This is a genomic window from Dehalococcoidia bacterium, assembly GCA_040902535.1.
Classification (GTDB): Bacteria; Chloroflexota; Dehalococcoidia; order DSTF01; family JACRBR01; genus JBBDXD01.
The window spans coordinates 132,137-158,075 of sequence record JBBDXD010000019.1; the positions used below are offsets into that span (position 1 = coordinate 132,137).

At 64.8% G+C, this 25,939-nt stretch carries 26 protein-coding genes; 9 read left to right on the forward strand and 17 right to left on the reverse strand.

The features are described from left to right. Positions 1 to 5: 5 nt before the first annotated feature. The 10 genes from WEB52_10275 to WEB52_10320 form a co-directional block, all read right to left on the reverse strand. Complete coding sequence (locus WEB52_10275) at positions 6 to 323, reverse strand: non-heme iron oxygenase ferredoxin subunit (GenBank protein ID MEX2226820.1); 318 nt, start codon at positions 321 to 323, stop codon at positions 6 to 8. Between the two features lie 13 nt (positions 324 to 336). Further along, entirely contained in the window at positions 337 to 1,611 is a 1,275-nt protein-coding gene (sufD, locus tag WEB52_10280; protein ID MEX2226821.1) for a Fe-S cluster assembly protein SufD, read from the reverse strand. Positions 1,612 to 1,695: 84 nt separating this feature from the next. Beyond that, positions 1,696 to 3,126 carry a Fe-S cluster assembly protein SufB gene (gene sufB, locus WEB52_10285; GenBank protein MEX2226822.1) on the reverse strand — a complete coding sequence of 477 codons (1,431 nt, stop codon included), beginning with the start codon at positions 3,124 to 3,126 and terminating at the stop codon, positions 1,696 to 1,698. 3 nt (positions 3,127 to 3,129) lie between these two features. Beyond that, positions 3,130 to 3,912: a Fe-S cluster assembly ATPase SufC gene (gene sufC / locus WEB52_10290; GenBank protein MEX2226823.1), complete on the reverse strand. Its 783-nt coding sequence runs from the start codon at positions 3,910 to 3,912 to the stop codon at positions 3,130 to 3,132. Between the two features lie 43 nt (positions 3,913 to 3,955). Then, the gene (locus WEB52_10295; GenBank protein ID MEX2226824.1) at positions 3,956 to 4,615 is read right to left on the reverse strand and encodes an ArsR family transcriptional regulator; all 660 of its coding nucleotides are present in this window, start codon (positions 4,613 to 4,615) and stop codon (positions 3,956 to 3,958) included. Between the two features lie 130 nt (positions 4,616 to 4,745). Further along, entirely contained in the window at positions 4,746 to 5,762 is a 1,017-nt protein-coding gene (locus tag WEB52_10300) for a hypothetical protein (GenBank protein ID MEX2226825.1), read from the reverse strand. Positions 5,763 to 5,893: 131 nt separating this feature from the next. Further along, positions 5,894 to 8,716: a non-homologous end-joining DNA ligase gene (gene ligD / locus WEB52_10305; protein MEX2226826.1), complete on the reverse strand. Its 2,823-nt coding sequence runs from the start codon at positions 8,714 to 8,716 to the stop codon at positions 5,894 to 5,896. A gap of 88 nt (positions 8,717 to 8,804) precedes the next feature. After that, positions 8,805 to 9,197: a hypothetical protein gene (locus WEB52_10310; protein ID MEX2226827.1), complete on the reverse strand. Its 393-nt coding sequence runs from the start codon at positions 9,195 to 9,197 to the stop codon at positions 8,805 to 8,807. A 127-nt stretch (positions 9,198 to 9,324) separates the two neighbouring features. Next, positions 9,325 to 10,287, reverse strand: coding sequence for an electron transfer flavoprotein subunit alpha/FixB family protein (locus WEB52_10315; protein ID MEX2226828.1), 963 nt, complete (start codon positions 10,285 to 10,287; stop codon positions 9,325 to 9,327). Between the two features lie 35 nt (positions 10,288 to 10,322). Then, entirely contained in the window at positions 10,323 to 11,099 is a 777-nt protein-coding gene (locus tag WEB52_10320; protein MEX2226829.1) for an electron transfer flavoprotein subunit beta/FixA family protein, read from the reverse strand. Positions 11,100 to 11,390: 291 nt separating this feature from the next. Here WEB52_10320 and WEB52_10325 point away from each other — a divergent pair, with 291 nt between their 5' ends. Further along, a complete protein-coding gene (locus tag WEB52_10325; protein MEX2226830.1) occupies positions 11,391 to 12,128 on the forward strand; it encodes a hypothetical protein in 738 nt (245 codons plus the stop codon). An 87-nt stretch (positions 12,129 to 12,215) separates the two neighbouring features. Here WEB52_10325 and WEB52_10330 read toward each other — a convergent pair whose 3' ends face one another. Both WEB52_10330 and WEB52_10335 read right to left on the reverse strand, forming a co-directional pair. Further along, positions 12,216 to 12,965 carry a hypothetical protein gene (locus WEB52_10330; protein ID MEX2226831.1) on the reverse strand — a complete coding sequence of 250 codons (750 nt, stop codon included), beginning with the start codon at positions 12,963 to 12,965 and terminating at the stop codon, positions 12,216 to 12,218. A gap of 127 nt (positions 12,966 to 13,092) precedes the next feature. Further along, positions 13,093 to 13,677, reverse strand: a complete 585-nt coding sequence (locus tag WEB52_10335) for a GNAT family N-acetyltransferase (protein MEX2226832.1) — start codon at positions 13,675 to 13,677, stop codon at positions 13,093 to 13,095. Positions 13,678 to 13,803: 126 nt separating this feature from the next. Here WEB52_10335 and WEB52_10340 point away from each other — a divergent pair, with 126 nt between their 5' ends. Beyond that, a complete protein-coding gene (locus WEB52_10340; GenBank protein MEX2226833.1) occupies positions 13,804 to 14,532 on the forward strand; it encodes a hypothetical protein in 729 nt (242 codons plus the stop codon). Between the two features lie 46 nt (positions 14,533 to 14,578). Here the strand turns inward: WEB52_10340 and WEB52_10345 are convergent, their stop codons facing one another. From WEB52_10345 to WEB52_10355, 3 genes are all read right to left on the reverse strand, one after another. Next, positions 14,579 to 15,766 carry a geranylgeranyl reductase family protein gene (locus WEB52_10345; GenBank protein MEX2226834.1) on the reverse strand — a complete coding sequence of 396 codons (1,188 nt, stop codon included), beginning with the start codon at positions 15,764 to 15,766 and terminating at the stop codon, positions 14,579 to 14,581. A 133-nt stretch (positions 15,767 to 15,899) separates the two neighbouring features. After that, positions 15,900 to 16,793 (reverse strand): PH domain-containing protein, encoded by an 894-nt coding sequence (locus tag WEB52_10350; protein ID MEX2226835.1) that lies wholly within the window; start codon positions 16,791 to 16,793, stop codon positions 15,900 to 15,902. A 6-nt stretch (positions 16,794 to 16,799) separates the two neighbouring features. Beyond that, entirely contained in the window at positions 16,800 to 17,747 is a 948-nt protein-coding gene (locus WEB52_10355; GenBank protein ID MEX2226836.1) for a branched-chain amino acid transaminase, read from the reverse strand. A 351-nt stretch (positions 17,748 to 18,098) separates the two neighbouring features. Between WEB52_10355 and WEB52_10360 the strand changes: the two genes are divergently transcribed. Continuing rightward, a complete protein-coding gene (locus tag WEB52_10360) occupies positions 18,099 to 19,133 on the forward strand; it encodes a DUF4238 domain-containing protein (protein MEX2226837.1) in 1,035 nt (344 codons plus the stop codon). A gap of 9 nt (positions 19,134 to 19,142) precedes the next feature. Here the strand turns inward: WEB52_10360 and WEB52_10365 are convergent, their stop codons facing one another. Continuing rightward, the gene (locus tag WEB52_10365) at positions 19,143 to 20,324 is read right to left on the reverse strand and encodes a DEAD/DEAH box helicase (GenBank protein ID MEX2226838.1); all 1,182 of its coding nucleotides are present in this window, start codon (positions 20,322 to 20,324) and stop codon (positions 19,143 to 19,145) included. Positions 20,325 to 20,568: 244 nt separating this feature from the next. Between WEB52_10365 and WEB52_10370 the strand changes: the two genes are divergently transcribed. The 3 genes from WEB52_10370 (at position 20,569) to WEB52_10380 (ending at position 23,336) form a co-directional block, all read left to right on the forward strand. Then, positions 20,569 to 21,423 (forward strand): crotonase/enoyl-CoA hydratase family protein, encoded by an 855-nt coding sequence (locus WEB52_10370; protein ID MEX2226839.1) that lies wholly within the window; start codon positions 20,569 to 20,571, stop codon positions 21,421 to 21,423. A gap of 148 nt (positions 21,424 to 21,571) precedes the next feature. Further along, on the forward strand, positions 21,572 to 21,931 hold the full coding sequence (locus WEB52_10375) for a hypothetical protein (protein MEX2226840.1): 360 nt from the start codon (positions 21,572 to 21,574) through the stop codon (positions 21,929 to 21,931). Next, a complete protein-coding gene (locus WEB52_10380) occupies positions 21,918 to 23,336 on the forward strand; it encodes an ATPase domain-containing protein (GenBank protein ID MEX2226841.1) in 1,419 nt (472 codons plus the stop codon). Before WEB52_10375 ends, WEB52_10380 begins: the two co-directional genes overlap by 14 nt. On the opposite strand, the gene WEB52_10385 is transcribed toward WEB52_10380, so the two are convergent. Further along, complete coding sequence (locus WEB52_10385) at positions 23,322 to 23,993, reverse strand: response regulator transcription factor (GenBank protein ID MEX2226842.1); 672 nt, start codon at positions 23,991 to 23,993, stop codon at positions 23,322 to 23,324. The two genes, WEB52_10380 and WEB52_10385, sit on opposite strands and share 15 nt — an antisense overlap. 159 nt (positions 23,994 to 24,152) lie before the next feature. Between WEB52_10385 and WEB52_10390 the strand changes: the two genes are divergently transcribed. The 3 genes from WEB52_10390 (at position 24,153) to WEB52_10400 (ending at position 25,856) form a co-directional block, all read left to right on the forward strand. Beyond that, positions 24,153 to 24,422 (forward strand): hypothetical protein, encoded by a 270-nt coding sequence (locus tag WEB52_10390; protein ID MEX2226843.1) that lies wholly within the window; start codon positions 24,153 to 24,155, stop codon positions 24,420 to 24,422. 18 nt (positions 24,423 to 24,440) lie between these two features. Continuing rightward, the gene (locus WEB52_10395) at positions 24,441 to 25,235 is read left to right on the forward strand and encodes a nucleotidyltransferase domain-containing protein (GenBank protein MEX2226844.1); all 795 of its coding nucleotides are present in this window, start codon (positions 24,441 to 24,443) and stop codon (positions 25,233 to 25,235) included. Between the two features lie 138 nt (positions 25,236 to 25,373). Further along, complete coding sequence (locus WEB52_10400; GenBank protein ID MEX2226845.1) at positions 25,374 to 25,856, forward strand: DNA starvation/stationary phase protection protein; 483 nt, start codon at positions 25,374 to 25,376, stop codon at positions 25,854 to 25,856. Positions 25,857 to 25,939 lie beyond the last annotated feature (83 nt).

Sequence of the window (25,939 nt, forward strand, 5' to 3'; positions counted from 1 at the left end):
CTCTGCTATCCGACGTCGACGGTGACGTCATCGCCTTCCACCTGCACCGGGTATGTCTTTACGGGTCGCACGGCCGGCAAGACGACGGCTCGGCCGTCCGTGACGTCGAACCTCGCGCCGTGGCGCGGGCATTCGACGAGCTTGCCTTCGAGCACGCCCTGGTCGAGCGGGCCGCCGTCGTGCGTGCACACATCGTCGATGGCGTAGAACGTGCCGCCGACGTTGCACAGCGCGATGCGTTTGTCCGCCATCTCGAACACCTGGATCTGTCCGTCCGGGACGTCCGACGTCTTTGCCACTGCCACGAAGTTCCCCACTTGCACGTGCTTCCTTCTGCTATTGCCCCGCGGGCGCGTCGTCCGCGAGCAGTTCCTCGGTCGAGAGCGTTGCCGTCTCGCCGCCCGCCTTAGCGATCACGGCGTCGGTGACACGCGAGCGCAAGCGCTCGCTGGGGATCCGCATAATCACGTCGGCGAAGAATCCCTCGACGAGCATCTGTTCCGCGATCTTGCGCGGGATCGCCCGCGATTGCAGGTAAAACAGCTCGTTCTCGTCGACGGGGCCGGCCGTCGCGCCGTGGCTGCACTTCGCCACGTCGTAGGCCTGGATCTCCAGGATCGGGATCGGCGCCGCCTTCGCGTGGTCGCTGAGCAACATGTTGCGCGAGGTCTGGTTCGCTTCGCTGCCGCCGGCCGTCGGATTGATGCGCGTGATGCCGTACCACACCAGTGACGACGCGTCGGTCAGCGCCGACTTGAACTGCAGGTCGCTGATCGTGTGGTTGCCGACGTGGTTCTGCAGCGTGTTGTAGTCGAAGTGCTGGTCGCCGTTGCCGAACGTCACGCCGAGCAGTTGCGCCTGCGCGCCCGCCTGCGGCATTTCGGTGTCGATGCGCATCTTCGTCAGCTTGCTGCCCATGCCGGCGGCGAGCGCAGTGAAGCGAGCATCGCGTCCGAGCGTCGCGCGCATGGTCTTGAAGTTGTAGACGCCGTCACCCCACTGGTTGACGTCGTAGTACTCGAGTTGGGCACCATCGCCGAGCACGATCTCCACCGCGCTCGAAACGAAGCCCTTCTGCCCGTCCGGCGACGCGCTCTCGTCGATCAGCGCCACGCGGCTGTGCGCCTCGGCGATGACGAGCGTGCGGGTGAAGAGCGCCGCGCCGGCCACGTCGGGGCCCGTCGTCAGCATTTGCAGCGGCAGCGTCACCTCGACGCCCTTCGGCACGTAGAGGAAGGCGCCGGTGTTCCAGAGCGCAGCGTTCAACGCCAGGTACTTCCATTCCTCGGGCTTCACGGTGTCGTAGAGGCGGCCGCGAGCGCGATCGAGCGCGTCACGCAGCGGCGCGAAGACGACGCCGGCGTTTCGCGCCTCCTCGGGAAGCGTGATCTCGGTGGTCGCCGCACTTCGCTGCAACCCATCGAGCGGCAACGCGCGCACGTCGGTACGGCGCCACTCCTCGTCGTAGATATCGGGCAGGTCCATCGATTCGTACGAGCGCCAGGCCGCGCGCCGCTGCTCTTGCAGCCACGCCGGCTCGTTCGCGGCGATCGCCTCGACGTCCTGCTCGGTGATGCCGGGGATGCCCGGCGCAAGCACTTCTTGGGTCATCTCAACACGCTCTTTGAAACAAAGGGGCGCGGTACGCGCCCCTTGTGATCTCGCTTCCCGCTTCTCGCTTGTCGCTTCCGGGCGTCAGCCGACGGCGCCTTCCATCTGGAGTTCGATCAGCCGGTTCAACTCGACCGCGTACTCCATGGGCAATTCCTTGACGATCGGCTCGACGAAGCCGTTGACGATCATCTTCGTCGCGTCGACCTCCGAGAGGCCGCGGCTCTGCAGGTAGAAGAGCTGGTCCTCGCCGACCCTGGACACGGAAGCCTCATGGCCGATGTTGACCTGATCTTCCTCGATCTCCATCAACGGGTACGTGTCGGAGCGCGACTTCTCGTCGAGGAGCAGCGCGTCGCAACGCACGGTGGCCTTCGAACGCACAGCGCCCGGGTACACCTTGAGGGCGCCGCGGTAGCTGGTGCGGCCGCTGCCGCGCGACACCGACTTCGAAATGATCGTCGAGGTTGTGTCCGGCGCGGCGTGCACCATCTTGGCGCCCGCGTCCTGGTGCTGCCCGTCCGATGCCATGGCCAGCGACAACACCTCGCCGTGCGCACCCGGCTCCATCAGGTAGACGCTCGGGTACTTCATCGTCAGGCGCGAGCCCAGGTTGCCATCGACCCATTCCATGACGGCGTTCTCGTAAGCCGCCGCGCGCTTGGTCACGAGGTTGTAGACGTTCGTGGACCAGTTCTGGATCGTCGTGTAGCGGACGCGCGCGCCCTTCTTCACGATGATCTCGACCACCGCGCTGTGCAGCGAGTCCGACGAGTAGGTCGGCGCCGTGCAACCTTCGACGTAGTGCACGTAGCTGCCCTCTTCGGCGATGATGAGGGTCCGCTCGAACTGGCCCATGTTTTCCTTGTTGATGCGGAAGTACGCCTGGAGGGGGATGTCCACTTTCACGCCGGCCGGCACGTACACGAAGCTGCCGCCAGACCACACAGCGCTGTTGAGCGCCGCGAACTTGTTGTCCGCAGGCGGAATGATCGTGCCGAAGTACTGGCGGACGAGATCCGGATAATCGCGCACCGCGGAGTCCATATCGACGAAGATGACGCCGAGCTTCTCGAGGTCCTCGCGGATGCTGTGATAGACGACCTCGGAGTCGTACTGCGCCCCGACGCCGGCGATCAGCGATTTTCGCTCCGCCTCGGGGATGCCGAGCTTCTCGAACGTGTCCTTGATGTACTCGGGGACGTCGGTCCAGCTATCCTCGGCGCGGTCCGACGCGCGGGCGAAATAGTAGATGTCGTTGAAGTCCAGGTCGTAGTTCTGAATGCTGCCGCCCCAGAAGCCCGTCGGCATGGGCTTCTCGAGGAAGTGCTGATAGGACTTCAGACGGAAGTCCGTCATCCACTGCTCTTCGTTCTTGACGCGCGAGATCTCGCGGACGATATCTTCGCTGAGGCCCTTTTCGGTGCGGTACTTGTAGACGGCATTGTCGTTGTCGTTGAAGCCGAACTTGTAGCCGTCCTCGACCGCGATCTGCGGAGTAATCTTTGCCACCATCGCTTATGCCTTCTCTCCAGCGGCCGCCAGTACGGGGCCGTACTTCGCGATAACCGGGTCGTATCCCTGCTCTTCCAGTTGCAGCGCCAGTTCCGGACCGCCGGACTCGATAATCCGCCCCTGGTACAGGATGTGCACGAACTGCGGCGTGATGTAGTTGAGCAGCCGCTGGTAGTGCGTGATGAGCACCACCCCGAGTTGGTCCGTCATCAGTGCGTTCACGCCCTCCGCGACTGTCCGCAGCGCGTCGATGTCGAGGCCGGAGTCCGTCTCGTCCATGATCGCCAGGTCCGGCTGCAGGATGCCCATCTGCAGCACTTCGGCGCGCTTCTTTTCGCCGCCGGAAAAACCTTCGTTGACGTAGCGGCGGGCGAACTGCTCGTCCATGCGCAGCAGCTTCATCGTCGAGAGCAGCTTCTCGCGGAACTCGCGCACGGGCACGTCCTCGGAGCGCACCGCCTTCAGCGCCTGTCGCAGGAAGTTCACCATCGTCACGCCCGGGATGCTCGTCGGGTACTGGAACGCGAGGAACATGCCCATCTGCGCCCGCTTGTCCGGCGTCATGCCGAAGACATCCTGGCCCTTGAACGACACCGTGCCGCCGGTCACCGCATAGCGCGGGTGGCCCATGAGGGCATTCGCGAGCGTGCTCTTCCCCGAGCCGTTCGGCCCCATGATCGCGTGCACTTCGCCGCGACGGACCGTCAGGTCGACGCCATTGAGGATCTGCTTCCCCTCGACGGCGACCGTGAGGCCCTTGATATCCAGTAGCGTTTCGCCAGCCATTCGTTCCCTTCCCTGATACGCGCCGCAGCGCCGATTTGCGTCGTTAGCTCGATGCGCCGTCGTCGACTGCGGTTTCGCTTTCCTGCGCCCGCGCCTGGTCGCGCACGACGTACTCACACATCGCGTGGCCGTCCACCATGCGGCTCACCTGCTCCACCGGCGCGCCGACCAGCAACTCGACGGTGCGGTGGTCGGCGTGGCACGGCGCCTGCGACGCTTCCGCGGCCTTGCGGTACGGGCAGGCCGTATTCATGAGGTGAAAGCCGTCGGCGTCCTTGCGCCAGTGGTCGACGATGCCCTCGTCCTTGAGGGCCTCGCTCGTCTGCGCGACGCGCTCCCGGACGGTCGCGCCGGTCACACTCGGCCGGTACGCGCCGGCGATGTCCTGGGCGACGCCCTCGAACACCTCATCGAGCAGAGCCGAGCCGGCGTCGCGGGCGGCGAGTTGGCGCACCATACGGCTGACGAGCCGCGGGTAGTGGCCGCTCAACTCCTCGGCGCGCTCGGTCAGGCGGTAGACGTATGCCGGTCGCCCGACCTCGTGGCGCTGGATTCTTACGTCAACCAGACCCTCCGCGCGCAGCACTTCGAGGTGGCGGCGAATATTGGCCTGATTGAGGCCTAGTTCGCCCGCAATCTGCCCAACCGTAGCCTCGCCACGGGCGTTCAAGAGGTCGCGCATCAGGTCTCTGGTGGACTTCATCGTATCTAAATCTACCGTTTGGGGGCCGTGATAACAAGCAAAAACCGACTTTAAATGCAGGATTGCATCAAAATATTGCGCGTTATTTCACAGGCGAACGCGAAGTCCCATTCCGCGCTTCGGAGGATGGCTAGAGTGCTGCGAGCTGGTCGAGGGCGTTCGTCAGCTCTTCCTCGGTGAAGACGGCCTCGATCTTGCCGACTACGGCGCCCTCGCCGTTCATGAGGAACGTATAGGGCTCGGTCGGCAGGTTCCACTCGACGCCCGCTTCGCGGTAGGTCTTGAGCTGGAAGTCCTTCCACACCTCGATGTGGATGAAGTCGACGCGGTCCTGGTGCGCGGGCATCTGGTCCAGCAGCACCTCGAGCACCGGCCCGCAAAACCGGGATTCGCAGAAGGCGGGCGTGCTGAACTGCACGACGAGAGGCCGGCCCTTGCCGAGCACGTCGGCGATGACCTTGTCGTGCAGGGGGCAGATCGGGTCGCGCGAGCAGAGGCTTTCGCTGTTGGGGTTCGTCGCTCCGGTGTCGTTCTGGCTGGCGGGCGGGACGCTGCCGACCGCGGGGCTCTTCGGTTCGGCGAGCACCTCGAAGGGCACCTGCACCGTAACCGGCGGCGCGCCGCCTTCGGGGGCAACCGCCAGCTCGACGCCCCAGGCTCCGGCGTCGTCAAAGGGCGTGTTGGCGACGTAAAACGACACCTCGTCGCCGGACAACTGCTCGCCGGTCGTCGAATCATGGGCATGCGCGCCTTCGACGTTTAACTCCACGAATCTAAGATCGCCTTCGCCGCGGAACTCGCCGGTCTGGCCATCGGCGCCGATCTTGAAGAACCGCGCATGGACGGCGGCGTCCTTGACGAGGCGCGCGTCTTGCAGCAGGCCGACTGCGAAGCGATTGTTCTGCGCGGCGACGAACTCTGAGGTCAGCAACACGGGCCTGATGTCTCCTTCGCCGCCCGGCGTGGTCATAGGCGAGGGCGATCGCTCCGAGGCGCTCGTCGCGGTCGGCGACGGGTCATCGTCGCCGCCGCCGCAGCCAATGGCATACAACGCTGCGCCGCCGGCCGTAGCGGCGAACGCGCCGCGGACGAATGCGCGACGGCTCAGCGCGCGTCGAATCAGGCGTTCAGTATGTTCGGGGTTCACGCGGGGCTCCTGGCCGGCGTACCGGATGTGCCTATTCACCGTAGAGTACGCGGTGGGCGCGGGCAACGATCCGTGCGCTGCTCCGCAGCAGGATCGCATGCCCGGCAGTGTTGCATCGAGCGGCGGACGGCTTAGCCGCCCGACCCTGCCTCGATCAGCGCTTTCAGATCCTGCTTCGCGTCGAGGATGTTCGACCAGAGGTCGCCGATGCGCTCGACGCGGTCGGGGAGCGTGTCGATGTCGAAGTCCGTGGGATAGACGTGACGCAGTTCTTCCCACGTCACGGGCGCCGAGGCGGCGGCTGTCGGATGCGGCCGCAACGAATATTGCGCCGCGAGCGTCTTCCCGCGCGTGTTCTGGTTGTGGTCGAAGAAGATCTTGCCTGTGCGCTTGGTCGTCGTCCACTCCATGGTGATGTCCTTGGGGTAGAGCTGGATCATGTAGCGCCCGACGGCTTCGCTGGCGGCGCGGATCTGGTCGTAGTCGTACTGGCGCAGCACCGGCACGTAGATGTGCAGTCCCGTCTTGCCAGTCGTCTTCACGAACGACGACAGGCGCAGTTGCTGCAGAATGTCCTTGAGCGCGAACGCCATCTCGCGCGTCTTCTCGAACGCCTTGCGGTTGAGCGCCGGCTCCTCGCCCTTCTGCTCCGTCCCGGCGTAGATGTAGGGGTCGAGGTCGAAGACCATGTAGTCCGGGTAGTTGAGCACGCTGCTTTCGATGTTCTCCTCCGAACCGGAGAACGTCGCCGGCAGGTGACGGGCGTCCGGCTCGGGGTTCGTGCGCGCCATCCACGCGTGGATCTCAAGGTCCGCGAGCTGCGCCAGCCAGATCAGCGTCTCGAAGTTGTTCGCCATGATGTAGTCGCCGTCGCGGTCGTTGTGCGCGGAGTACAGCGGCACGCGTTCGACGGTGAAGTCTTTCGGAAACGGCTGCGGCCAGTGCTTCTGGTAGAACGAGCCGCCGTTGATCCCGTTGGGGTAGCGCGTCAGCGTCAGCGGCCGGTCCTTGAGGTGCGGCAGCAAGTACGGCGCGATGCGCGCGTAATAGCGGATCATGTCGCGTTTCGTGCGCGGCGGGCGACCCTCGGTCGCCGGCCAGAACTCCTTCGACAGGTTCGTCACCTTGATGCGCGCGCCGCCGACCTCCAGCAGCACGTCCTCTTTCTTCGCGGTGTCGAGTTGCTCGACGACCGAGGCCACGAGCGCGTGCATCGACGACGGCGCGGCGACGGCGGCAGAAGCATCATCCTCGACGACGACATCAACGGACTGCTTCGTCGCGTCTTCGCGGCGGACCGAGCGCGGATCGATATCTTCGCGCATGCCCAGGAAGACCGGCGCGCGCAGGTTGCCATCGCGCGTCCACGAGGCGAACTTCACTTGCGCGACGAGTTCGGGCTTCACCCAGAAGCAGCGCGCGGCCTTGCCGCCGGCCCAGCGGCCGCCGATCGTCGTCGGCGGGTTGACGAACGGCGATTCGTCGGTCTTCAGTTCGCGCAGTTGCGTCGTGATGTTGTCCAGCATGACGTCGGACAGCCCCGACCCGACGCTGGATGCGAAGCGCAGGTCGCCGTCGTCGTCGTAGTAGCCGACGAGCAGCCCGCCGAAGGTCCTGGCGCGCGATCCTTCGCCCTCTGAATAGCCGCCGACGACGAACTCCTGCTCGTTGACGTTCTTCACCTTCAGCCACGACTTGGTGCGCACGCCGGGCTCGTACGGGCTGTTCGCGCGCTTCGCGACGATCCCCTCGAAGCCGACTTCGGTCGCTGCCTTGTCCATCGTCACCCCGTCGTCCTGGATGTGGTCGACGTACTTGATGTGATCGCCCTGCTCGAGCGTGCGCCAGAGGATCGCCTTGCGTTCGCTGAGCGGCAGCGCGGTGAGATCGTGGCCATCGAGGTAGAGGATGTCGAAGGCGTAGTAGTACACCGGCGTCTGCGCTGCGATGCGTTCGACCTCGGCGGGGCGCGAGAGGTTGATGCGCGGCTGGATCTCCTGGAAGTCCGGCACACCGCTGTCGTTGCACGCCACGATCTCGCCGTCGAACACGGCGGTGCTGGCGCGCTGGGCGCCGACGGCATCGCGCACTTCTGGATATTGCACGGTTGCCGGATTGCCGCGTCGCGTGCGCAGTTCGACGTCGCCGTCGCGCAGGAAAGCGAGGGTGCGGACGCCGTCCATCTTCGCTTCGAAGAGCCAGCCGGGCCGCGAAAACGCCTTCTCGATGAGTGTGGGGAGCATGGGTCGCAGGGTGCGCGGATCGGGGAAGTTCGCCTCTTTTGCGTGCGGATGCGGCTTTTTGTTCGCACCGTCTCCCGACCGCATCGCGGGCATGCGGCCCTCCTGGAGGTCCTTGATGCTGAGGCCGCTGATCACCGACTTGTCTTCGTCGAGGATGTCGCGCGTCGTCGATGCGTACTCGTCGCGATGCTTGATCAGCAGCCAAGAGTTCGGCTCTTTCTTTGTGCGCACGAGCGTCCACGAGCCGCGCAGCTTCTTGCCACGCATCAAGATCGAGATCTTGCCGCGCTCGATGCCCTCGCGCATGCGGCGGCTGCCCTCCTCGCGGTCGCCCCACGACGTCTCGCCGTCCTCGTCGGGCGTGTAGGTGCCGTTGTCCCAGACGATCACCTGGCCGGCGCCGTAATTGCCCTTCGGGATCACGCCCTCGAACGAACCGTAGTCGAACGGGTGATCCTCAACGTGCGCCGCCATGCGCTTGTCGGCGGTGTTCAGCGAAGGCCCGCGCGGCACGGCCCACGACACGAGCACGTCATCGACCTCCAGGCGGAAGTCCCAGTGCATGCGGGTCGCGCGGTGCTGCTGGACGACAAACGTGAGGTCCCGTTCGTCCGCGGGCGTGCCGGATTCGGGCTCCGGCGTCTTCGCGAAGTCGCGCTTCTGGCGGTAGCGCAGAAGCTGGTCGAGGTCGGGAGCGGGTTTATTGGCCACGATCCCATTGTGGGAGTCCCGAGGCCGCGCAGGCAATGCAGGTGCATGAGAGAGCCGGTTGGGCGCACGCCTCGAAGTGGTCCGCTCGTCACGCGACCAGAGAAAGCGCCCAGGTGCCGCCCACGTGCTCGCCGGCCAACGACGCCTCCGCCCGTACGTGGCCGGACGCGCCGGCGAAGCACCCGGCGCCTCCGTCAACCTCATACCGGAGACGCATGAGATGATCGACCGCAATCTCGTCTTCGACGTCCGTCACCTCTGCCGCCGTAAGCGTGGCGAAGACCTCGTCGCCGTTCTGGCGAGACAGTGTCATGTCGCCCTCGCCGGGATAGTCGATGAGCCCGCGGTTCCACGACACCGAGCCGACGAGCGTCCAGGCGCCGTCGTCTGAAACGCCTTCGATCGTAATCGTCTGCGTCCCGTTGAGCAGTTCCTGCCGCTCGACGATGTCGCCGGTGATCGAAACTAGTAGAAACGCCATGTAGCACATCACGCGAAGCGCGGAGAACACCAGCCGCCGTTCGATCCAACGTCTCAGAGCAGTGTACGCAACGCAGGTGCGCACAGCCGTGCGCCCCTGCCATCCGATCCACGTGAAGTTTGCGCGGCTAGCCCTCGTCCTTGACCTTCTTGATGGCGTCGATCAACGCCGGCATCACCGTCTTGAAGTCGCCGACAATACCGAAGCGCGCCGCCTTGAAGATGTTGGCATCGGCGTCCTTGTTGATCGCGATGATGTTCTTGGAGCCGGAGCAGCCGGCCATGTGCTGGCTGGCGCCGGAGATCGCGACGGCGATGTACACCGTCGGGCTGACGACCTTGCCGGTGAGGCCCACCTGCTCGGCCACCGGTCGCCAGCCCAGGTCAGCGACCGCGCGGCTGCAGCCGACGGCGCCACCGAGCACCTTCGCAAGCTCTTCGATGCCGGCGAAGTTCTCCGGGCTGCCGAGGCCGCGACCGCCCGACACGACGACGCTTGCATCTTCCAGCCGCACGCCTGCCGCCGACGCCTCTTGCCGGTCCACGACGTTCGTCCGCACGCCCGACATATCGGCGCTCACCTTCTCGACCGCGCCCGCGGCGCCGCCTTCGATGGCGTCCTGCGACTTCGGCCGCACGGTGGCGATCGCCGGCTCCGTCGAGAAGCTGTTGACGGCGCGGGCGTTGCCGCCGTATGCGGGGCGCGTCGTGTGCAGCTTGCCGTCGTTCATCTCCATCGCGATCGTGTCCATCGCGACGGCCGTGCCTAGCTTGGAGGCGAGCGCCGGTGCGAGGTCGCGGCCCATGTCGGTCTGACCGAGCAGGATGATCGCCGGGTCGGCCTGCTGCGCGATGGCCGCGGCCGCCGCGACGTAACCGTCGGTGGTGTACTGCGCGAGCGCAGCGTCATCGACCACGTACGTCTTCTCGACGCCCGTCACCTTCGCCGCGGCGCCTTCGACGCCGGCGCCGATGAGCATCGCCGACACGGGTCCGGCGCCGAGCCGCTGCGCCGCGCCGACGAGTTCGTTGGTGATCGCGACGACTTCGCCGTCAACGACCTCCGCAAGGATCAGTACTCCGTTTGGCATTCGATTTCTCCCGTACCGGCGCGCGACGCGGCCGCCTAGATCAGCTTTGCTTCTTTGAGGCGTCGCGCGAGCGCCATCGCCTGCTCTTCGGGCGTATCACCCTCCATGATCTCGACCTTCGTATCGACGACCGGCACGAAGAGCGACTCGAGGGTGAGTTTCGGCGCGAGCGCTGGTGCGTCGAGGCCGAGGTCGGCGGCGGCCCACGTCTGCAGGGGCTTCTTGCCGGCGGCCATGATCTGCTGAAGTTTTGGATAGCGCGGCTCGCCCAGTTCGTTGCTGACGGTGACGACGGCGGGGAGAGGCGCCTCGACCTTCTCCGTCGCGTCCGGCAGCACGCGCTCGACGGTCACCTTGCCGTCGTTCACGGCGACGGCCTTCGCGAAGGTCACGACGGGCGCATCGATCATGCCGGCGATCAGCGTGCCGGTCGTGCCCTGGTCCCAGTCGACGGCCTGGCGGCCGGTGAGGACAAGGTCGACATCGCCGAGCTTCTTGATGGCGGATGAGAGCACCGTCGCCACGGCGCTGCTATCGAGATTGTTGAGTGAATCGTCGCTGATCAGGACGCCCTCGTCGGCTCCCATGGCGAGGCCCTTCTTGATCACCTCTCTCGCCGTGGGCGCGCCGAGGCTGATCACGGTGACCTTGACGCTATTGTCGGCGTCCTTGATGCGCATCGCTGCTTCGACCGCGATCTCGTCGAACTGGCTGGCGACGGCGGCGACGCCGGGCGGGGGGACGACTTTCTTCGTCGCCTCATCGACCTTGAAGCTTGCGGGCGGAATGTCCCAGTCGGGAACCTGCTTCACGCAGACGGCAATATGCAACTTCGTCCCTCCGTATGGGCAGAATCAATGGTCACGGCACTGGTCAGGGTTAATGCCACCAGGCGTCGCTGCCGATCCGGTGGCCCTGAGGCCGATGAAAGGTACATAACCGACCGTCTACGATCTAGGAGGGCGATCCTCACCCCCGCGCGCGGCCTCAGCTCCCGAGCGTCGGATGGAGTGCCACTGAGGTCAGCGCGCGATCCCACTTAGCGGAAGGTACCTCCGCTATAGTGTCGCGGCGATTCGGAGGGGGAGCGGAGGACAGATCTGATGACGGCATTGCGTTACTTATTCGCCGTCGCGGCGATGCTTGCGGGGCTCACGATCTTCGGCGCATGCGATGGCGACGGCGGCAGCAACGATGATGGCACGCCGTCGGCGGTTGCGACGGGCGGCGGCGACGAAGGCGATACGCGGGACCTCGCGGCCATCGCCCGACGATTTAACGAAACGGCGTTCCGTGGCGAGTACGACCTCACCGGATCGGTCGATGAGTCGGAGTTCACCAACGCCAAACTCGTCATCTACAAGGACGGAGTCGACCGGTTGCGCTTCGACCTGTCGGCCGAAGAGGATGGCGAAGCCACGGAGGTCATCTTCATCCAGACGCCGGAAATTTCGGCGTTTTGCCTGAGGAACGCGGGGGAATTCGGGCTTCTGCTCGGCGTGGCCGAAGACGAAGGCGTTTGTTTCAACGACGATCCCAGCGGCGGCGGCGGCGCAGGCGACTACAGTGAAATCATCGAGCAGATCGAGAGCGGCGAGGGCGAGATCGTCGAACGCAGCGAGCGCGAGATCGCGGGCGAGGACGGCGACTGCTATCGCATTCGCGATGCGGAAGGAAACGTCAGCGACGCCTGCTTCTCCGGCGATGGGTACCTGCTGGCGGTGAACGAAACAGATGGCTCAGGGCTAGAAGCCACGAGCGTCAGCGGCACGGTTGATGATGGCGACTTCGATCCGCCGTACGAGCTTCGCGATCTGCCGGATTTCGGCGGCGAGGAATAATCAGCGGCAGCGGTAACACCGAAGAGGACCGTGCAGTTTCGCACGATCCTCTTCGCTTCTGGTCGGGGCCTGGTTACCCGCGATCGCTTACCGCGGCGCGCCGGCGTTCGGCTCAACCGGCTCGACTTGCTCGCCCGTGCCGGGGTTGGCGCTGGAGCCGGCGCCGCCCGACGATCCGTCTGTGCCAGCGCCCTGGTCCTGCGGGCAGGCGATGGCACCGTCGCTGGAGACGGCGCAGTCGGGCGGCAGGCAGCGGGCGCGCGCCGTGTCGTCGCAGTCCGGAGGGGCATTGTCGACGCAGTCCGCGGCGGCGCGTTCCTCCTCGGGCGTCAGCGTCGCTTCTGGATTGAGCGCGGGTTGCGGTGGCACGCACGAGACTTCGGGTGCGGCGCAGCCATCGGCGTCGTAGCCGTTATCGCAGAGCACATCGGGCTCTGCGCAGACCCGGTCCGGCGCGCAGTAGGCATCCTCGCCGACGACGACGTCGACGCAGTCAGTGACGCCCGGTGCGCACATCGCGAGTCCGCCGTCTGTCCTCTGATCACCGAACGGCGTATCGATGCAGTCACCGGTGCCTTCGAGGCAGGTGCCGCCGGCAGCGCCGCTGTCCGTCCGGTCGCCGCCGAGCGGCGTGTCCTGGCAATCAACGGTGCCCTCGATACAGATCGCGGAGACGCCGCCGTTGGCACCGTCTGAATTCGCGTCCTGGTCTGATTGGCTGGCTGACGGATCGTCGCCGCCATCGTCGCCGCCCCAGATGGCGTAGGCGCCGCCGGCCGCGGCGACGGCGAGCACCACCGCGGCGATACCTATGCCGAGCCTATTCCAGTTCTTCATGTCGGTTCTCCTCTAGCGCTTCGCGGCGCCGGCCGCCGGCCGCCGGCCTGCTGTCTGCGACTATGACGCCACGCCGCCCTCAAAAGTTCCACGGCGGAGCAAGGAGGCATTTCTGCATTTCCGCCCCTCACGTCCGGACGCAGCTCTCAAGGGAGAAGGCGCGGCCGAGTCGAGCGAGGATCGCGCGCCAGCGGGACTCCATGTCGGTCGCGTAGAGGTACGGGCGCCAGCCGAGGTTCAGGTAGATGTCGAGCGCCGCGAGCCGATCATCCTCGGTGCCGAGCCACGGACGCGCGTAGCCTTCGTCGACCAGGCGGTTGGTGACGGTCGCGGCGGCTGCCGTCGCGAGGCCGCGGCGCCCGTGCGCGGGATCGGTGACGAGCCAGCCGAGCGAGCCGTCGTCGGGGTGGCGCTCCGGCGACTCCGGCGAAAAGGCGACGCATGACGCGACAAGCAACCTGGACGCGGAGTGCTCGATGACGACGAAGCCAGCCGGCAAGGCGTACCTGCGCGTATGAGCGAGCGTGCCCTTGTCAGTCCAGCCGAGCGCGAACAGCTCCTCATAAGCGCGCTCATCTTCCTCTCGGAAGTGGCGGAGTGCGTATCCGGCCGGGAGCGCGGACATCTCCACGCGGTCACGCGATGGCCGCACCATCTCGAGCTGATGTTCAAAGCGCGATTCGAGGTACGGATGCCTGGCGCGGCTATTCATGGTTCGACCCTAGCATGCAGCGCGTTTAGCTCAGGAACCGCTAAGGCGGCCCGCCTTCCCGCATCGGCAGACGGACGGCATAATCCCGGTCATGCCCCGACGTATCTACGCCTCCAGGATGGCCGGTTGACCAGCGCGCGCTTCGCGGTCGCCCTTGCGCTGCTGCTCGCGGTCGCCGCTGTGATCGTCGGCGCGGCGGCGTTCGTGATGGCGTGGGCGGACGAAGCCGACGACACCGGGCGCCTCGTCTCGACGCGGATCACGCTCTCGTACGAGGGCGACCCGGTGCTCTTCCCGCTGGACGACTTCTATTTCGCCCGCGGCGGCGATGAGCGGATGCGCGCGCTCTACGTCTATCCGCCCGGCTTCTTCGGTCACACGCGCGGCTGCAAAGTCGTCTGGATCGCCGACGAGGACATCGACGGGCCCGGCGGTGCGGGGCCGGGCTACTTCGTCGACCCGTGCGGCGGCGCGCGCTTCTCGCGCGACGGTTCGCTGGCCGCGGGGCCGGCCGACCGCGGGCTCGACTACTTCGAGACGCAGCCCGGCGTCGAAGGCATCATCGTCGACACGCGGACGCTGTGGTGCGGGCCGCTGTACGCACCGCCCACGCCGGTCCCGACGGCAACCTTAACGGTCACCGTCACGACGGTGATCGGATCGGCGACGGCATCGCCCACGATCACGCCGTTCGGCGGCGCCAGCGCGACGCCCACGCCGAGCGCCACGGCGACCGCATCGCCGACGCGCACGACGACGGGCACGCCGAGCGTGACGCCGGACGCTGAGGAGACGGCGACGGCCCGCGCGACGCCGCACGAGTGCGACCGGGTGTCGCCGAACAGCAAGCGGTAACGCCCGATGGAACGCGCGGGATGAGAGTTCGGTACGGTCGTGTGCGCTAGGCTTGCGCGCGCTCGACGTCGCGCATGTGGCGCGCGATCTCGAGATCGCCCCAGCGATACAGCAGGTGCCTGAGCGGCCCCAGCTTGCGCGGCAGGTCCGGATAAGTCATCTCACCGCGAATGATCTCTGTCAGGTAACGCCAGAACCCGTTGTTGTATTTAAGCATCATGATCGAGACGCTTGGCAAACGCTGAAACACCGCCTGCAGCCGGCGCGACGCCAGGATCTCGTCATCGACCAGCGCGCGCAGTGTGCGGCCGTAACCGTCGAGCGACGTGACGCTGCCGGCGAGATAACGGTGCGCCTCTTCCGCCGCAAGGCGCCCGCTGATGAACGCCGCCCAGATGCCCTCGCCCGACAGCGGGTCGACGAGGCACGCTGCATCGCCGGCGAGCATCGCGGGGCCGTGGACGACGGGCGCGTCGTCGCGACGGAGCGGCAACTGGTAGCCGCGATGCCCGAAGAGTTGCGACTCGTCGAAGCCGTAATACGCGCAGAGCTGCGACAGGCGGCCGCGCAGCGTCGGTCCTACGGACTTCCAGCCGCCGACGCCGACGTTCAGATGATCGCCCTTGGGGAAGACCCAGCCGTAGCCGCCGGGGATGCCGCCGAGGTCGAGCGCGATGAGGCGCGCCCAACGGTCCATCAGCGCGCCGTCGGCGGGCAGGTTCGCCTCGTAGGCCACGGCGACCTCCGAACGCGGCTCCAAGCCGAGCACGCTCGACGTCACGCCGTTCACCCCGTCCGCGCCGACGAGCACGCGCGACTCGTACACGTCGCCGTTCGAACGCACGCGCGCGACAGCGCCATCGATCTCGAGCGAAGCAGCGCCGACGCCGTCGCGAAACTCTGCGCCGCCGCGCACCGCGTGCTCGACCAGATACTGGTCGAGGTCGCGGCGCTGCGTCATGCGCGCCAGCAGCCGCGTGCTCGTGCGGTCGAAGCAGCGGCCGAGCTTGACGCTGATGCGCACGCCATAGATCTCGCGCTCCGTGACGGGCGCGAGGTCGAGATCATTGGCGTCGTCGGCGCGGAACGTGAGGCCGCCGCCGCACGGCTTGTCACGCGGGAACTTCGCCTTGTCGAGCAGGAGCACCTTCGCGCCGCCGCGGGCGAGATGTCGCGCGGCGGTGCTGCCGGCGGGGCCGGCGCCGAGGACGATGGCGTCGTAGCTGGAGGTCATCGTTGGAATTTTACTCTCGGCGGCACTCGACCGCGCTGGTCGCCGAGCGCAAGGCGATGCGCGTCGCGCATGAACTCTCCGGTGTCGCCTATCACGGCGAGATTCTTCGCTGCGCTCAGAATGACGGTGTGCTTCAGTTCAGCGCGATAATGGCCGCCGCGAGCAGGATCCCTTCGGCGCCGATCGCCGCCAGCAGCAACACGTAGCCCACCATGCGCTCCCACGAGTGCGCGATGAAGCCCGCAGCGAGATTGATCGCCAGGAGGCCGATGCCCGTCATCGGCAGCTTGAGCAGTTCGGACTTGGAGCCGACGCGCGTCACGCCTTCAAGTTGCGGGAACGAGAGCTCGATGCTCTGCGACAGCCCCGCGTACTGGTGATACACGTACGCGAACATCGCGAAAAAGACGGCGGCGGCGGCGAGCGCCAGCGTTTGCGCGATGCGGTCGTCCCAGAACGGCTGCGCGGCAAGGTAGAGCCGGTCGGGCGTCTGCGGCACGGCGACGAGCGACCCGAGCCGCTGTTGCGCCTGTACCGCCTCCGCGAAGGAGACTTCGTCGTCGACGCTGACGGCGTATGACTGGCCCGCCGTCACCACGTAGAGCAGGTCGTCCGGGGAGCGGTGCGTCGAGTAGAAGAGCGTGTCGCCGATGCCGCCATCGACGTGCGCGCGTCCGACGTGATGGCCCATCCAGCTCACGCCCGCGACCTGGGGATTCGGCAGTTCGCGGCCGGGCACGAGCCGCTCGATCTGCGACATCGGCACGAGCTGGCGGATGTCGCCCCAGACGATCGTCAACGCGTTCCTGTCGAGCACGTAGCGCAGCGTGCCCAGGCTGTACGTCCAGTACGCGAACAACAGCCCGAGCAGGAAGAAGATCGACGCGACGATGTAGAGCGAGATGACGCCGAGCGATACGTCCTGCGCCAACCCTCGCGCGACGAGCGCGACGGTCAGTGCGAAGCACCACGCGGCGATGCCGCCGCCTACCAGCGTCCCGATAGCGCGCGGGGGCTTGAATTCCATGCGCGGCTAGCTCTTCGCCGCCGCGGTCTCCGCGACGGGCGACACGGCCTGCACCCAGTGCGCGTACTTCGGATTGCGACCGCGCAGGCAGTCGAAGAACATCGCTTGCAGCCTGGACGTGATCGGACCGATGCCGCCGGTGCCGATTTTGCGCCGGTCGACTTCGATCACCGGCGAAAGATGGGCGGCGGTGCCGGTGAGGAACACCTCATCGGCGACGTACATCTCGCTGCGGTCGATCGTGCGTTCGATGACTTCGAGGCCAAGTTCCGCGCGTGCCAGCTCGAACACGGACGCGAGCGTGATGCCTTCGAGCACGTTATCGCTGCGCTCCGGCGTGATCAGCCTGCCGTGCCGGACGATGACGATATTCTCGCCGGAGCCCTCCGAGACGTGCCCGTCGTCGTTCAGCATGATCGCCTCGTCGAAGCCGTTCTGCATCGCTTCGGTCTTCGCGAGCGCGGAGTTCACGTAGAGGCCGGTGACCTTTGCGCGCGCCGGGATCGACGTGTCGGGCACACGCCGCCACGTCGATGTCTGGCAGCGGATGCCCGCATCGAGGTCCAGGTAATTGCCGAAGGGGATGACGAACAGCAGGTAGTCGTCCGCAACGTCGTGCATGCGCGGGCCGATGACCTCGCCGCTCTTATAGGCGATGGGCCGCAGGTAGACGTCTTCGCGGTAGCCGCACATCGCGACGACCTGCTCGCAGATGTCCACCAGTTCATCGACCGATTGTTCCATGCCGATGTGCATGATCTGGGCCGACATGCGGAGGCGTTCGAAGTGCTCGCGGGCGCGGAACAGCAGCGTCGCGCCCTGCTCCTCGCTCCAGTTGCCGCGGATGCCCTCGAAGACGCCGGTGCCGTAGAGGAACGCGTGCGTCATGACCGGTACCCGCGCTTCCTCCAGGGGCACGATGCGCTTCTGGAAGTAGGCGTATTGGGTAGGCATCCTTCGCGTCCTTTCTATTCGGGGATGGGGCGATTATAGGGTTCAGCACGGTCGCGGGACAAGAATCTGCTGACTGCTTGCTCAGCGGACGGCAAGCCGGTGTACGAGCGCATGGGCTTCCGCACGGTGTGCGAGTACCGCACGTTTCATCGGCCGGGGGGGCGAGAGCGAGCGTGCGGCGACGGGAGCCTGCGGATCTCACCGTGACATCGCCAATCAAAGGACTCAACCGTCAGACCCGCCGTTCAGTGAGGCGAACGCCAAGGCGTGTTCGCCCGATCAGCGATCCTGATTATTGTTACGCTGTTCTGGTCACGAACGAGCATACGTACGGAGAGAGTGAGCTGGACGGTGGAAGCTGATCACTCCGCCCGCCAACAACTGACACGACACAATCACTTCGTCCCGCAAGGGTATCTTCGAAGATGGACGAACGACGGGAATCATCTTTTTTCGTACAGGACTCTTGTCTCCCATTCGTCGGTCCCACTCTGGAAGCTGTCCTCAACACGCGGCGTCGCGTTTCAGAGAGACCTATACAGCACGTTTTCGGGTAGCAAGGAAGCTGACGGACTCGAAAGATGGCTCGCCAAAGAGTTCGAAGCGCCGGGAATGGATGCGGTACAAAAGGTCGTGGATGGCGCTCGGCTTAAGCGGCAAGACTGGCATAACTTGATCCGTCTTCTCGCCGCTCAAGACGTTCGCACGCCGCGGCAATTTCTTGAGTCGATGCAGCGCTGGCAAAGCGAGATGCCTGAACTGCTTGAACGAACTGCACGCGAATCCCTAGCCGAATTCACTGCAGCGAAGCGAGATGGCCGGCAACTGCCCATCAGCACCGAACCCAATGCGTTTTCGGACGTCTTGAGGGTAACCGTTGATCGGAATCAGTCAGTGGTAAAAAGCGAGGTTACACTAGGTCGGGGACTCTTCGCGGCACAGATTCGACACGCGTTGACGACCACAGTTCAGGCTCTGAAAGAACACGACTGGCAGATCTTGGAACCCGCGAATGGGCACGACTGGATCACGAGCGATCACCCGGTTCTGAAGCTCAACTACTATGGAGCGAGCGGCTACGACTTCGGTGGGGGATGGGGCAGGCGGAACACCAATCTGATCATGCCGCTAACGCCCGAACATCTTCTACATACCCAGGTGGGGACAAGAGGTAGGCGCCGCGAGCAGTTGTCCGTCGAAGGCACGACGCTGTTCCAGCGTTTCTTGGCAGAACGCGCCCACCGTGCCATATTCGCAAATAAGCCCATGGATTGGGTTGGTGAGGTTCGGACTAGGATCGTTGATGCTGCCCAATACGAGGGCGAGCAACGAGCCTGGCAACGATGGCCAATCGAGCAGCTGGCATCTGAGATCGAGGCGAACTGAACTCGGTCGTTACCGGCGGCCGAAGGCGGGCTTACGCCGCGATCCGAAGCCCGACATGGTGTTGCGTCGGGAGCCGACTTTCGGCTGTGTCTTCGGCGGGTCGACCTTGATCTCTTCGCCCTCGGGCGTCAGGCGCGGGAGCGTGCGGCCGAGGCCGCGTTCGATCTCGCGCCACTTCGGCAGGTCGGCGGGGCCGAGCAGCGTGATCGCGCTGCCGGAGCGGCCCATGCGGCCGGTGCGACCGACGCGGTGCGTGAACAATTCGTGGGTCTCGGGCAGTTCGAAGTTGATGACGCGCGTGATGTGCAGCACGTCGAGGCCGCGCGCGGCGACGTTCGTCGCGAGCAGGACCGGCGTCTTGCCTTCGCGGAAGCGCTTGATCACGCGGTCGCGCTGGCTCTGGCTCAGGTTGCCCTGCAGCACGTCGACGTCGTAGCCGAGACGCTCGAGCTTTACGCCGAGGTTGCGCACGCCGTGCTTGGTGCGACCGAAGACCAGCGTCGTGCCTTCGGTCACTTCGTCGAGCAAGCGCTTGAGGACGTTGAACTTGTCCTCGCGCCAGACTTCGTACACGACGTGGTCGATCTCGGGCGCTTCGGTCTCGTCTTCGGTCGCGGTTTCGATGACGACCGGGTGCTTGAGGTGCTTGGTCGAGACCTTGTGTACCCACTCGGGCGTCGTTGCGGAAAAGAGCGACATCTGCCGCTCCTTCGGCGCCATGGCGAGGATGCGCTCGACATCGGGCGCGAAGCCCTGGTCGAGCATCTGGTCTGCTTCGTCGAGCACGAGGTACGTGACGCCCTCGAGCGTCATCGTGCCGCGCTGCAGGTGGTCGAGCACGCGCCCCGGCGTACCGACGCAGATCTGAGCGCCGCGATAGATGGCGTCCTGCTGGGGTCCGAACGCGCGGCCACCGAAGATGACCGTCGTGCGAATGCCCGAGCCGCGCGTCACCTGGTCGATGACGGCGTGAACCTGCTGGGCAAGCTCACGCGTCGGGACGAGCACGAGCGCCTGGAGCCAGCGGTCTTTGACGGAGATCTTGTGGATGAGCGGCAGGCTGAACGCGAGCGTCTTACCGGAGCCCGTAAAGGCCTGCCCGATGACGTCTTTCCCCTCCATGAGCGGCGGGATCGACGCCTCCTGGATCGTCGTGGGTACGACGATATCCATCGCTTCGAGAGCCTTCATCACTGAAGGCCGAAGCCCGAATTCACTGAACGTAGACAAATGTGTACCTTTCGTCGGAGATTTCTTCTCGACGACCAGTGCGAAACAGGGGCCGTTGCACTGGGATGTTCAGTGGGAGGCAATCGCAGCGGACGTTTTCTGAAGATCTTATGTGTCGAGTATACGGTCCGGGGGGCCGCCTCACAAATCGGCATACGCCCTAGATTCGCCCGCAGACTCGCCCACAGGCCCTCCTGGAGTCCGCATGAGCTTCGAAACCATCGAGTACAGCGCTGAAGGCGGGGTGGCCCGGACCGTCCTCGACCGGCCGGAGCGGATGAACGCGATCAACACGCAACTCGTGGCTGACCTGCGGGCGGCCGTCATCGCCGCGAACGACGATACGGCCGTGAAGGTGCTCGTGCTGAGCGGCGCCGGGCGCGCCTTCTGCGCCGGCTACGACCTGGATTGGGGCACGAAAGCAGAGGACGCCAACCAGCGTTCGATGGCCGGGCAGTGGGACCCGGTGCGGGACTACATGGGCATGTCGCGCAACGTCCGCGCTTACATGTCGCTGTGGGAGAGCCCAAAGCCCGTGATCGCGCAGGTACACGGATGGTGCGTCGGCGGCGGCACGGACCTGGCGCTGTGCAGCGACCTGATCTTCATGGCGGAGGACGCGCAGATCGGTTATCCGCCGGCACGCATCTGGGGCGAGCCGACGACCGTCATGTGGGTGTACCGCCTCGGCCTCGAGCACGCGAAGCGGCTGATGCTCACCGGTGAATCGCTCACCGGCGTGGAGGCGGAGCGTCTCGGCCTGGCGTCGAAGGCTGTGCCGTCGGAGCAGCTCGCGGGCGACGTCGACGCGATGGCGCGCAAGCTCGCGACGATCCCGCTCAATCAACTGGTGATGAGCAAGCTGCTCGTGAACCAGGCGTACGAGAACATGGGGCTGCGCACGTCGCAGCTCATCGGCACGGTGTTCGATGGCATCGCGCGGCACACGCCGGAGGGCGTCGCATGGCGCGACATGGCAATGAAGGACGGCTTCCGCGAGGCGGTGCGCCGGCGTGATGCGCCGTTCGCGGATTACGGGGAGCGCGGGAGCAACTCATGATGCGGTCGTTCGGAGGAGGAAGCAGTAGTGTTATTTCGTGCAAACTGTTACACGGATGCAACTTTCAGATCGCTCATTTGATGACTCAAGCGGCGAGGCTGGATAGCATTCGGCGATGGAATAATCCGGAGCGACCGGTTAGGGAGCCATGGGTCACGAACGGCTGAAACGTTACGAATCCAACCTGGTCGAGCTCCGCATGAAGCTCATAAGGACGCTCGGGATTGACGCGGTGGACGTGGTGATGAGACGTGCTATCGCCGAAGTGTCCAACAGTTATCCCGCGCTGTCGCTGATCAGATGCGTGGACGAGCAGGTCGTATTCGACGGCACTGAGGCCGCGTTGGCCGGCGCAGCCGATGATCAGATCGATGCGGCATTCGAGGCGTTAAACAGCGTGATGCTGCTCGTCATCGCGCGAATCCTTGGTCGTGAAATCGCTTCCCGGCTCGCCGAGGGTGTGGAGGCTCACCACCTCATGAAAGGGATCCCCCATGACGGTCCGTAGCGGGCTTCGGAACCTCGACCGCGTAACGACGGGCGTGGATTCGCTGGATGACATCCTGGAAGGGGGCATCCCCCAGTACTCGATCGTCTTCGTCGCCGGTCTACCGGGAACGGGGAAGACCATCCTTTGCGAGCAGGCGTTGTTCGCCAACGCAAGGCACGGCACGTGCCTCTACATGAGCACGTTGTCTGAGCCGGTCATGAAGATGCTGCGCTTCGGCCAGCGTTTTGAGTTCTTCGATTCGACCGCGCTTGGACACGACGTGATCTATAGCGACCTGGGCGCAAGCATCCGCAGGGGCGGCGCAGACGGATTCCTTGCGGAACTCGAGCGATTAGTCCAGGAGCATCGGCCCAGCTTCATCGTGATCGACAGCTTCAAAGTCCTCCGTGAAGAGTTCGATGAAGACCGGGCTTTCCGGAAGTTCGCCGCAGATCTGATGGCGATGCTCAGCACGTGGGAAGTGACGTCATTCCTGGTCGGTGAGTACTCCGAGCGTGACATCCGGGAGCGACCGGAATTCGCCATCGCGGATGGCATCATTCACCTGTACGGGACTGAGGAATCGCTCCGCCAGAAGCGCTATTTGCGGATCATGAAGATGCGCGGGACGTCCGTCTTCTCCGGCGAGCACTACTTCGACATCTCGACCAACGGCGTGACCGTGTATCCGCGCATGAACCCAGAGGTTGTTGGCGAGTACGCGATCCCGGAGGGACGCATTGGCTCCGCCGTGATCGGACTGGCGGACATGATGAGCGGGGGTGTAGAACGTTCGACAGTCACGATCATTACTGGCCGCACAGGTTCTGGAAAAACGATTGTCGCGCTCAGCATGCTTGTGTCCGCGGCGCGAGCCGGCCTTCCTGCGCTTCTGCTGACGCTGGAGGAAAGCCCCGCTCAAATCTCCCGCAACTTTCGCAGCTTCGGCTGGGAAGTCGACTCGCTCCGCGAACATGGCTTGCTGGACGTGCTGCACGTTTCGCCTTCCGAAGTCGATCTCGATGCGCATGCTGTGCTGCTGAAAGAGCGGGCAGAGCGTATTCAGGCCAAAGTGGTGGTGATCGACAGCATCACCTCGTTTCAGGCCGCGGTACCCGACGAGCAGAAGTACACTGGCTATCTCTGGGCGATCGCGGACTACTTCAAGCGCTCCGGTGTGGCCGTTCTGATGACGAATGAGTTGACTTCGGGAGACTCCTTTGTCGAGCGAAAGGTCTCTTTCGTGGCGGATAACATTGTGTCACTTGCATTCAGTCAACGTGGCGCTGAGCGCATCAGGACGGTGAGCGTGCTCAAGACGCGAGGAAGCCCGCATGAAAACGTGGCGCGCGAACTTCTAATTGCTCAGGACAAGGTATCCGTCGGTGAACCCGTGACGCTCAACGGGTCATATGTTGGCTAAGCAATAGCCAACACCGTGAAAGTCCAGCAGAAGGGTAGGCCGCTCGGGGTCGTCGCCGAGCTTTTTGCGCAACGATTCGGCGGAAACGCGCAGATACTCCATGTCTCGCGTATTCTGCCAAACCTTCGCAAGGATCTCGCGATACAGACAGACCATGCCCTTGTTTGCGGCGAGGTGCTTCAGAAGCGCCCACTCCGGCTCGCTCATCCTGATCACCGCCCCGTGGACGCGAACGATCTCACGGATCAGGTCAACTTCGACACCATCCGTCCGTACTAATGTTGCCTCGGTGTACGGCGGCTCCATGCCGAGCAGGAAGCGCACCCTTTGCAGAAGCTCGTCCTGCTCAAATGGCTTGACAACGAAGTCGTCCGCGCCAAGCGCGATCGAACGGGCATGGGTCTCCGACTCGTCATTCTCGCCGAGGACAAGCACTGGCACATTCAACGCCCGAATGTCTGAAATCAGTTCAAGCTGAACAGCACCATCGGCGGGCGCATCGAGAATCACGAGCGATGGTTGCAGATGTTCGCAAGCTGCACGCGCATCCGAGGGCTGTGCCAACTCCAGGTTGAAGTCACGACCAAGTTCGAGTGCTGTCAGCAGACGCACGCGTGAGTCGGCGTGAACGAGAAGAATGACTGCCTTGTCGCTCATTCCGGCGTCCAGTGCACGGCCTGTCGTGACCCGGCTTAGAGCGCATTCTATAGTCGCCCTTCCTGCAACGGCAACAAAACCCTAAAGAGGCGGTCCGCGTCGTCTCACATCGGTCTTCAGTACCTTGCCCCATCCCAACGCCAAACAGCAGGACACGGGGTGTCTACGCCGTCGAACCCCACGATCCCGCTCTACCGGCTCGTCATGAGCAAGCTGCTCGTAAACCAGGCGGACGAGAACGTGGGCTTGCGCACTTTGCACCTCATCGGCACGATGTTCAACGGCATCGCGCGGCATACGCCGGATGGCATCGCATGGCGCGACATGGCGATGAAGACGGCTTCCGCCAGGCGGTGCGGCGGCGTGACGCGCCGTTCGGTGATTACGGGGAGCGCCCGCCCTCCGCGTGAGCACTGGGCGTCGCTCTAATGTTGAGTGTGAGGAACCGTGAACGTCGACACTTCCGGACTAGTTCCAGAAGCACAACGACCAGCACGTGAGGCGGCCGAGGCGTGCCTGAAAAGCACAGGTGACCGGTGCATTGCTCTTGTCGCGGTCGGATCCGTGGTCAAAGGCGGATTCATCCCCGGATGGAGCGACATCGATATTCTGCTCTATCTCACCGACGACGCGTTCGACGACGGAACGCTGCATCTTCCTCTGGCGTTGACGATTCAGCGAAGTCTGGCAAACGTCGAGCCGGCGCCGTTTCAGTTCATCTCCTGTCTTGCCGTCCGCGCATCCGATCCGAGGGCCGCCCCGCCACTCGTACACGGTGCATACGTGTCGCTCGCCGGGATCGTGCCGTCCTCCGAAGCAACGCCCGAGGAGCTCCGCGCGCAGGCGCGAGAATGGTTTGCAGCCGCGGGACCGGAGCCGGGATACGTTGGCATCGGGTTGCTCGAACATGGCGGCGGGCGGTTGCCATTGCTGGTACGACGGTTGTGCGGTGAAGTCTGGCGTGCGCTGTTTCACGCTCTCGCATTGACGGAGGACCCAATTCTTGCATGGACGCTGCCGAAGCCTGCCGCCGTAGAAATGCTTCCAGGAGAAACAGCGTCGGGACGTAAGATTCGCGCGTTCTATCGATCCCTCACTGCGTACCAGCCGCATGACAGAGACTCGCTGGACGCCGCGCTGCGCGTGCTGACAGACGGTTTGGCATTTCTCCGAACGCTAAAAGCGGAGGCGGCGCTTGTGCTCGCGATCGGCGTCCCGAACCAACGGCTGCGCGAGATCTGATCTCGTATCTCTTGCAGCTCAATCCGTAAACAACTCATCACGCCTAACCGGCAAGCAGACGAAACGCAGCCGCCCCTGCCAGCATCGACCTATAGTGGAGAGAGACGGAAAGACCGCAGCAGACAGGAGGTTTCGAGCATGGTTGCTCAGACGCAGACCCGCACCGGCACGGACGTCATGGAGTGCCTCGTACACGCACAGGCGAACGCCATCGCCAGTTACCTGAACTACAAGCGCTATCACTGGTTCACGTTCGGCGCTCATTTCCGCGACCTGTATCTCTTCTTCGACGAAGTCGCCGGCGAGGCGTTCGCGGAGATCGATCCGTTCGGCGAGCGGATCCGCATGTTGCACGGCGACCCGTTGTCGACGCCGCGTGAGATCGAGCGGGCGGCGACGATCCGGATGGCCGAAGGCAAGGTGACGCCGCGGCAGATGCTGGAGGAAGCGCTGGCAAACGAGCGCAACATCATCGAAGGCATGCGGCGCGGGGCGAAGGTCGCGGAGGAGAGCGGCGACTACGGCACGAACGACCTGTTCTCGCAGCACGTGCAGACGCACGGGAAGTACGCGTGGTTCATCCAGGAGTTCCTGCGCAAGGACGACGGGATGGGGGCGTAGCCGTTAGGGGCGAGCGCGTTTCACGAGCACTGGAGGCTGGAAGCTGGAAGCTGGAGCGGGTGAAGTCTCGATCAACGTGAAGC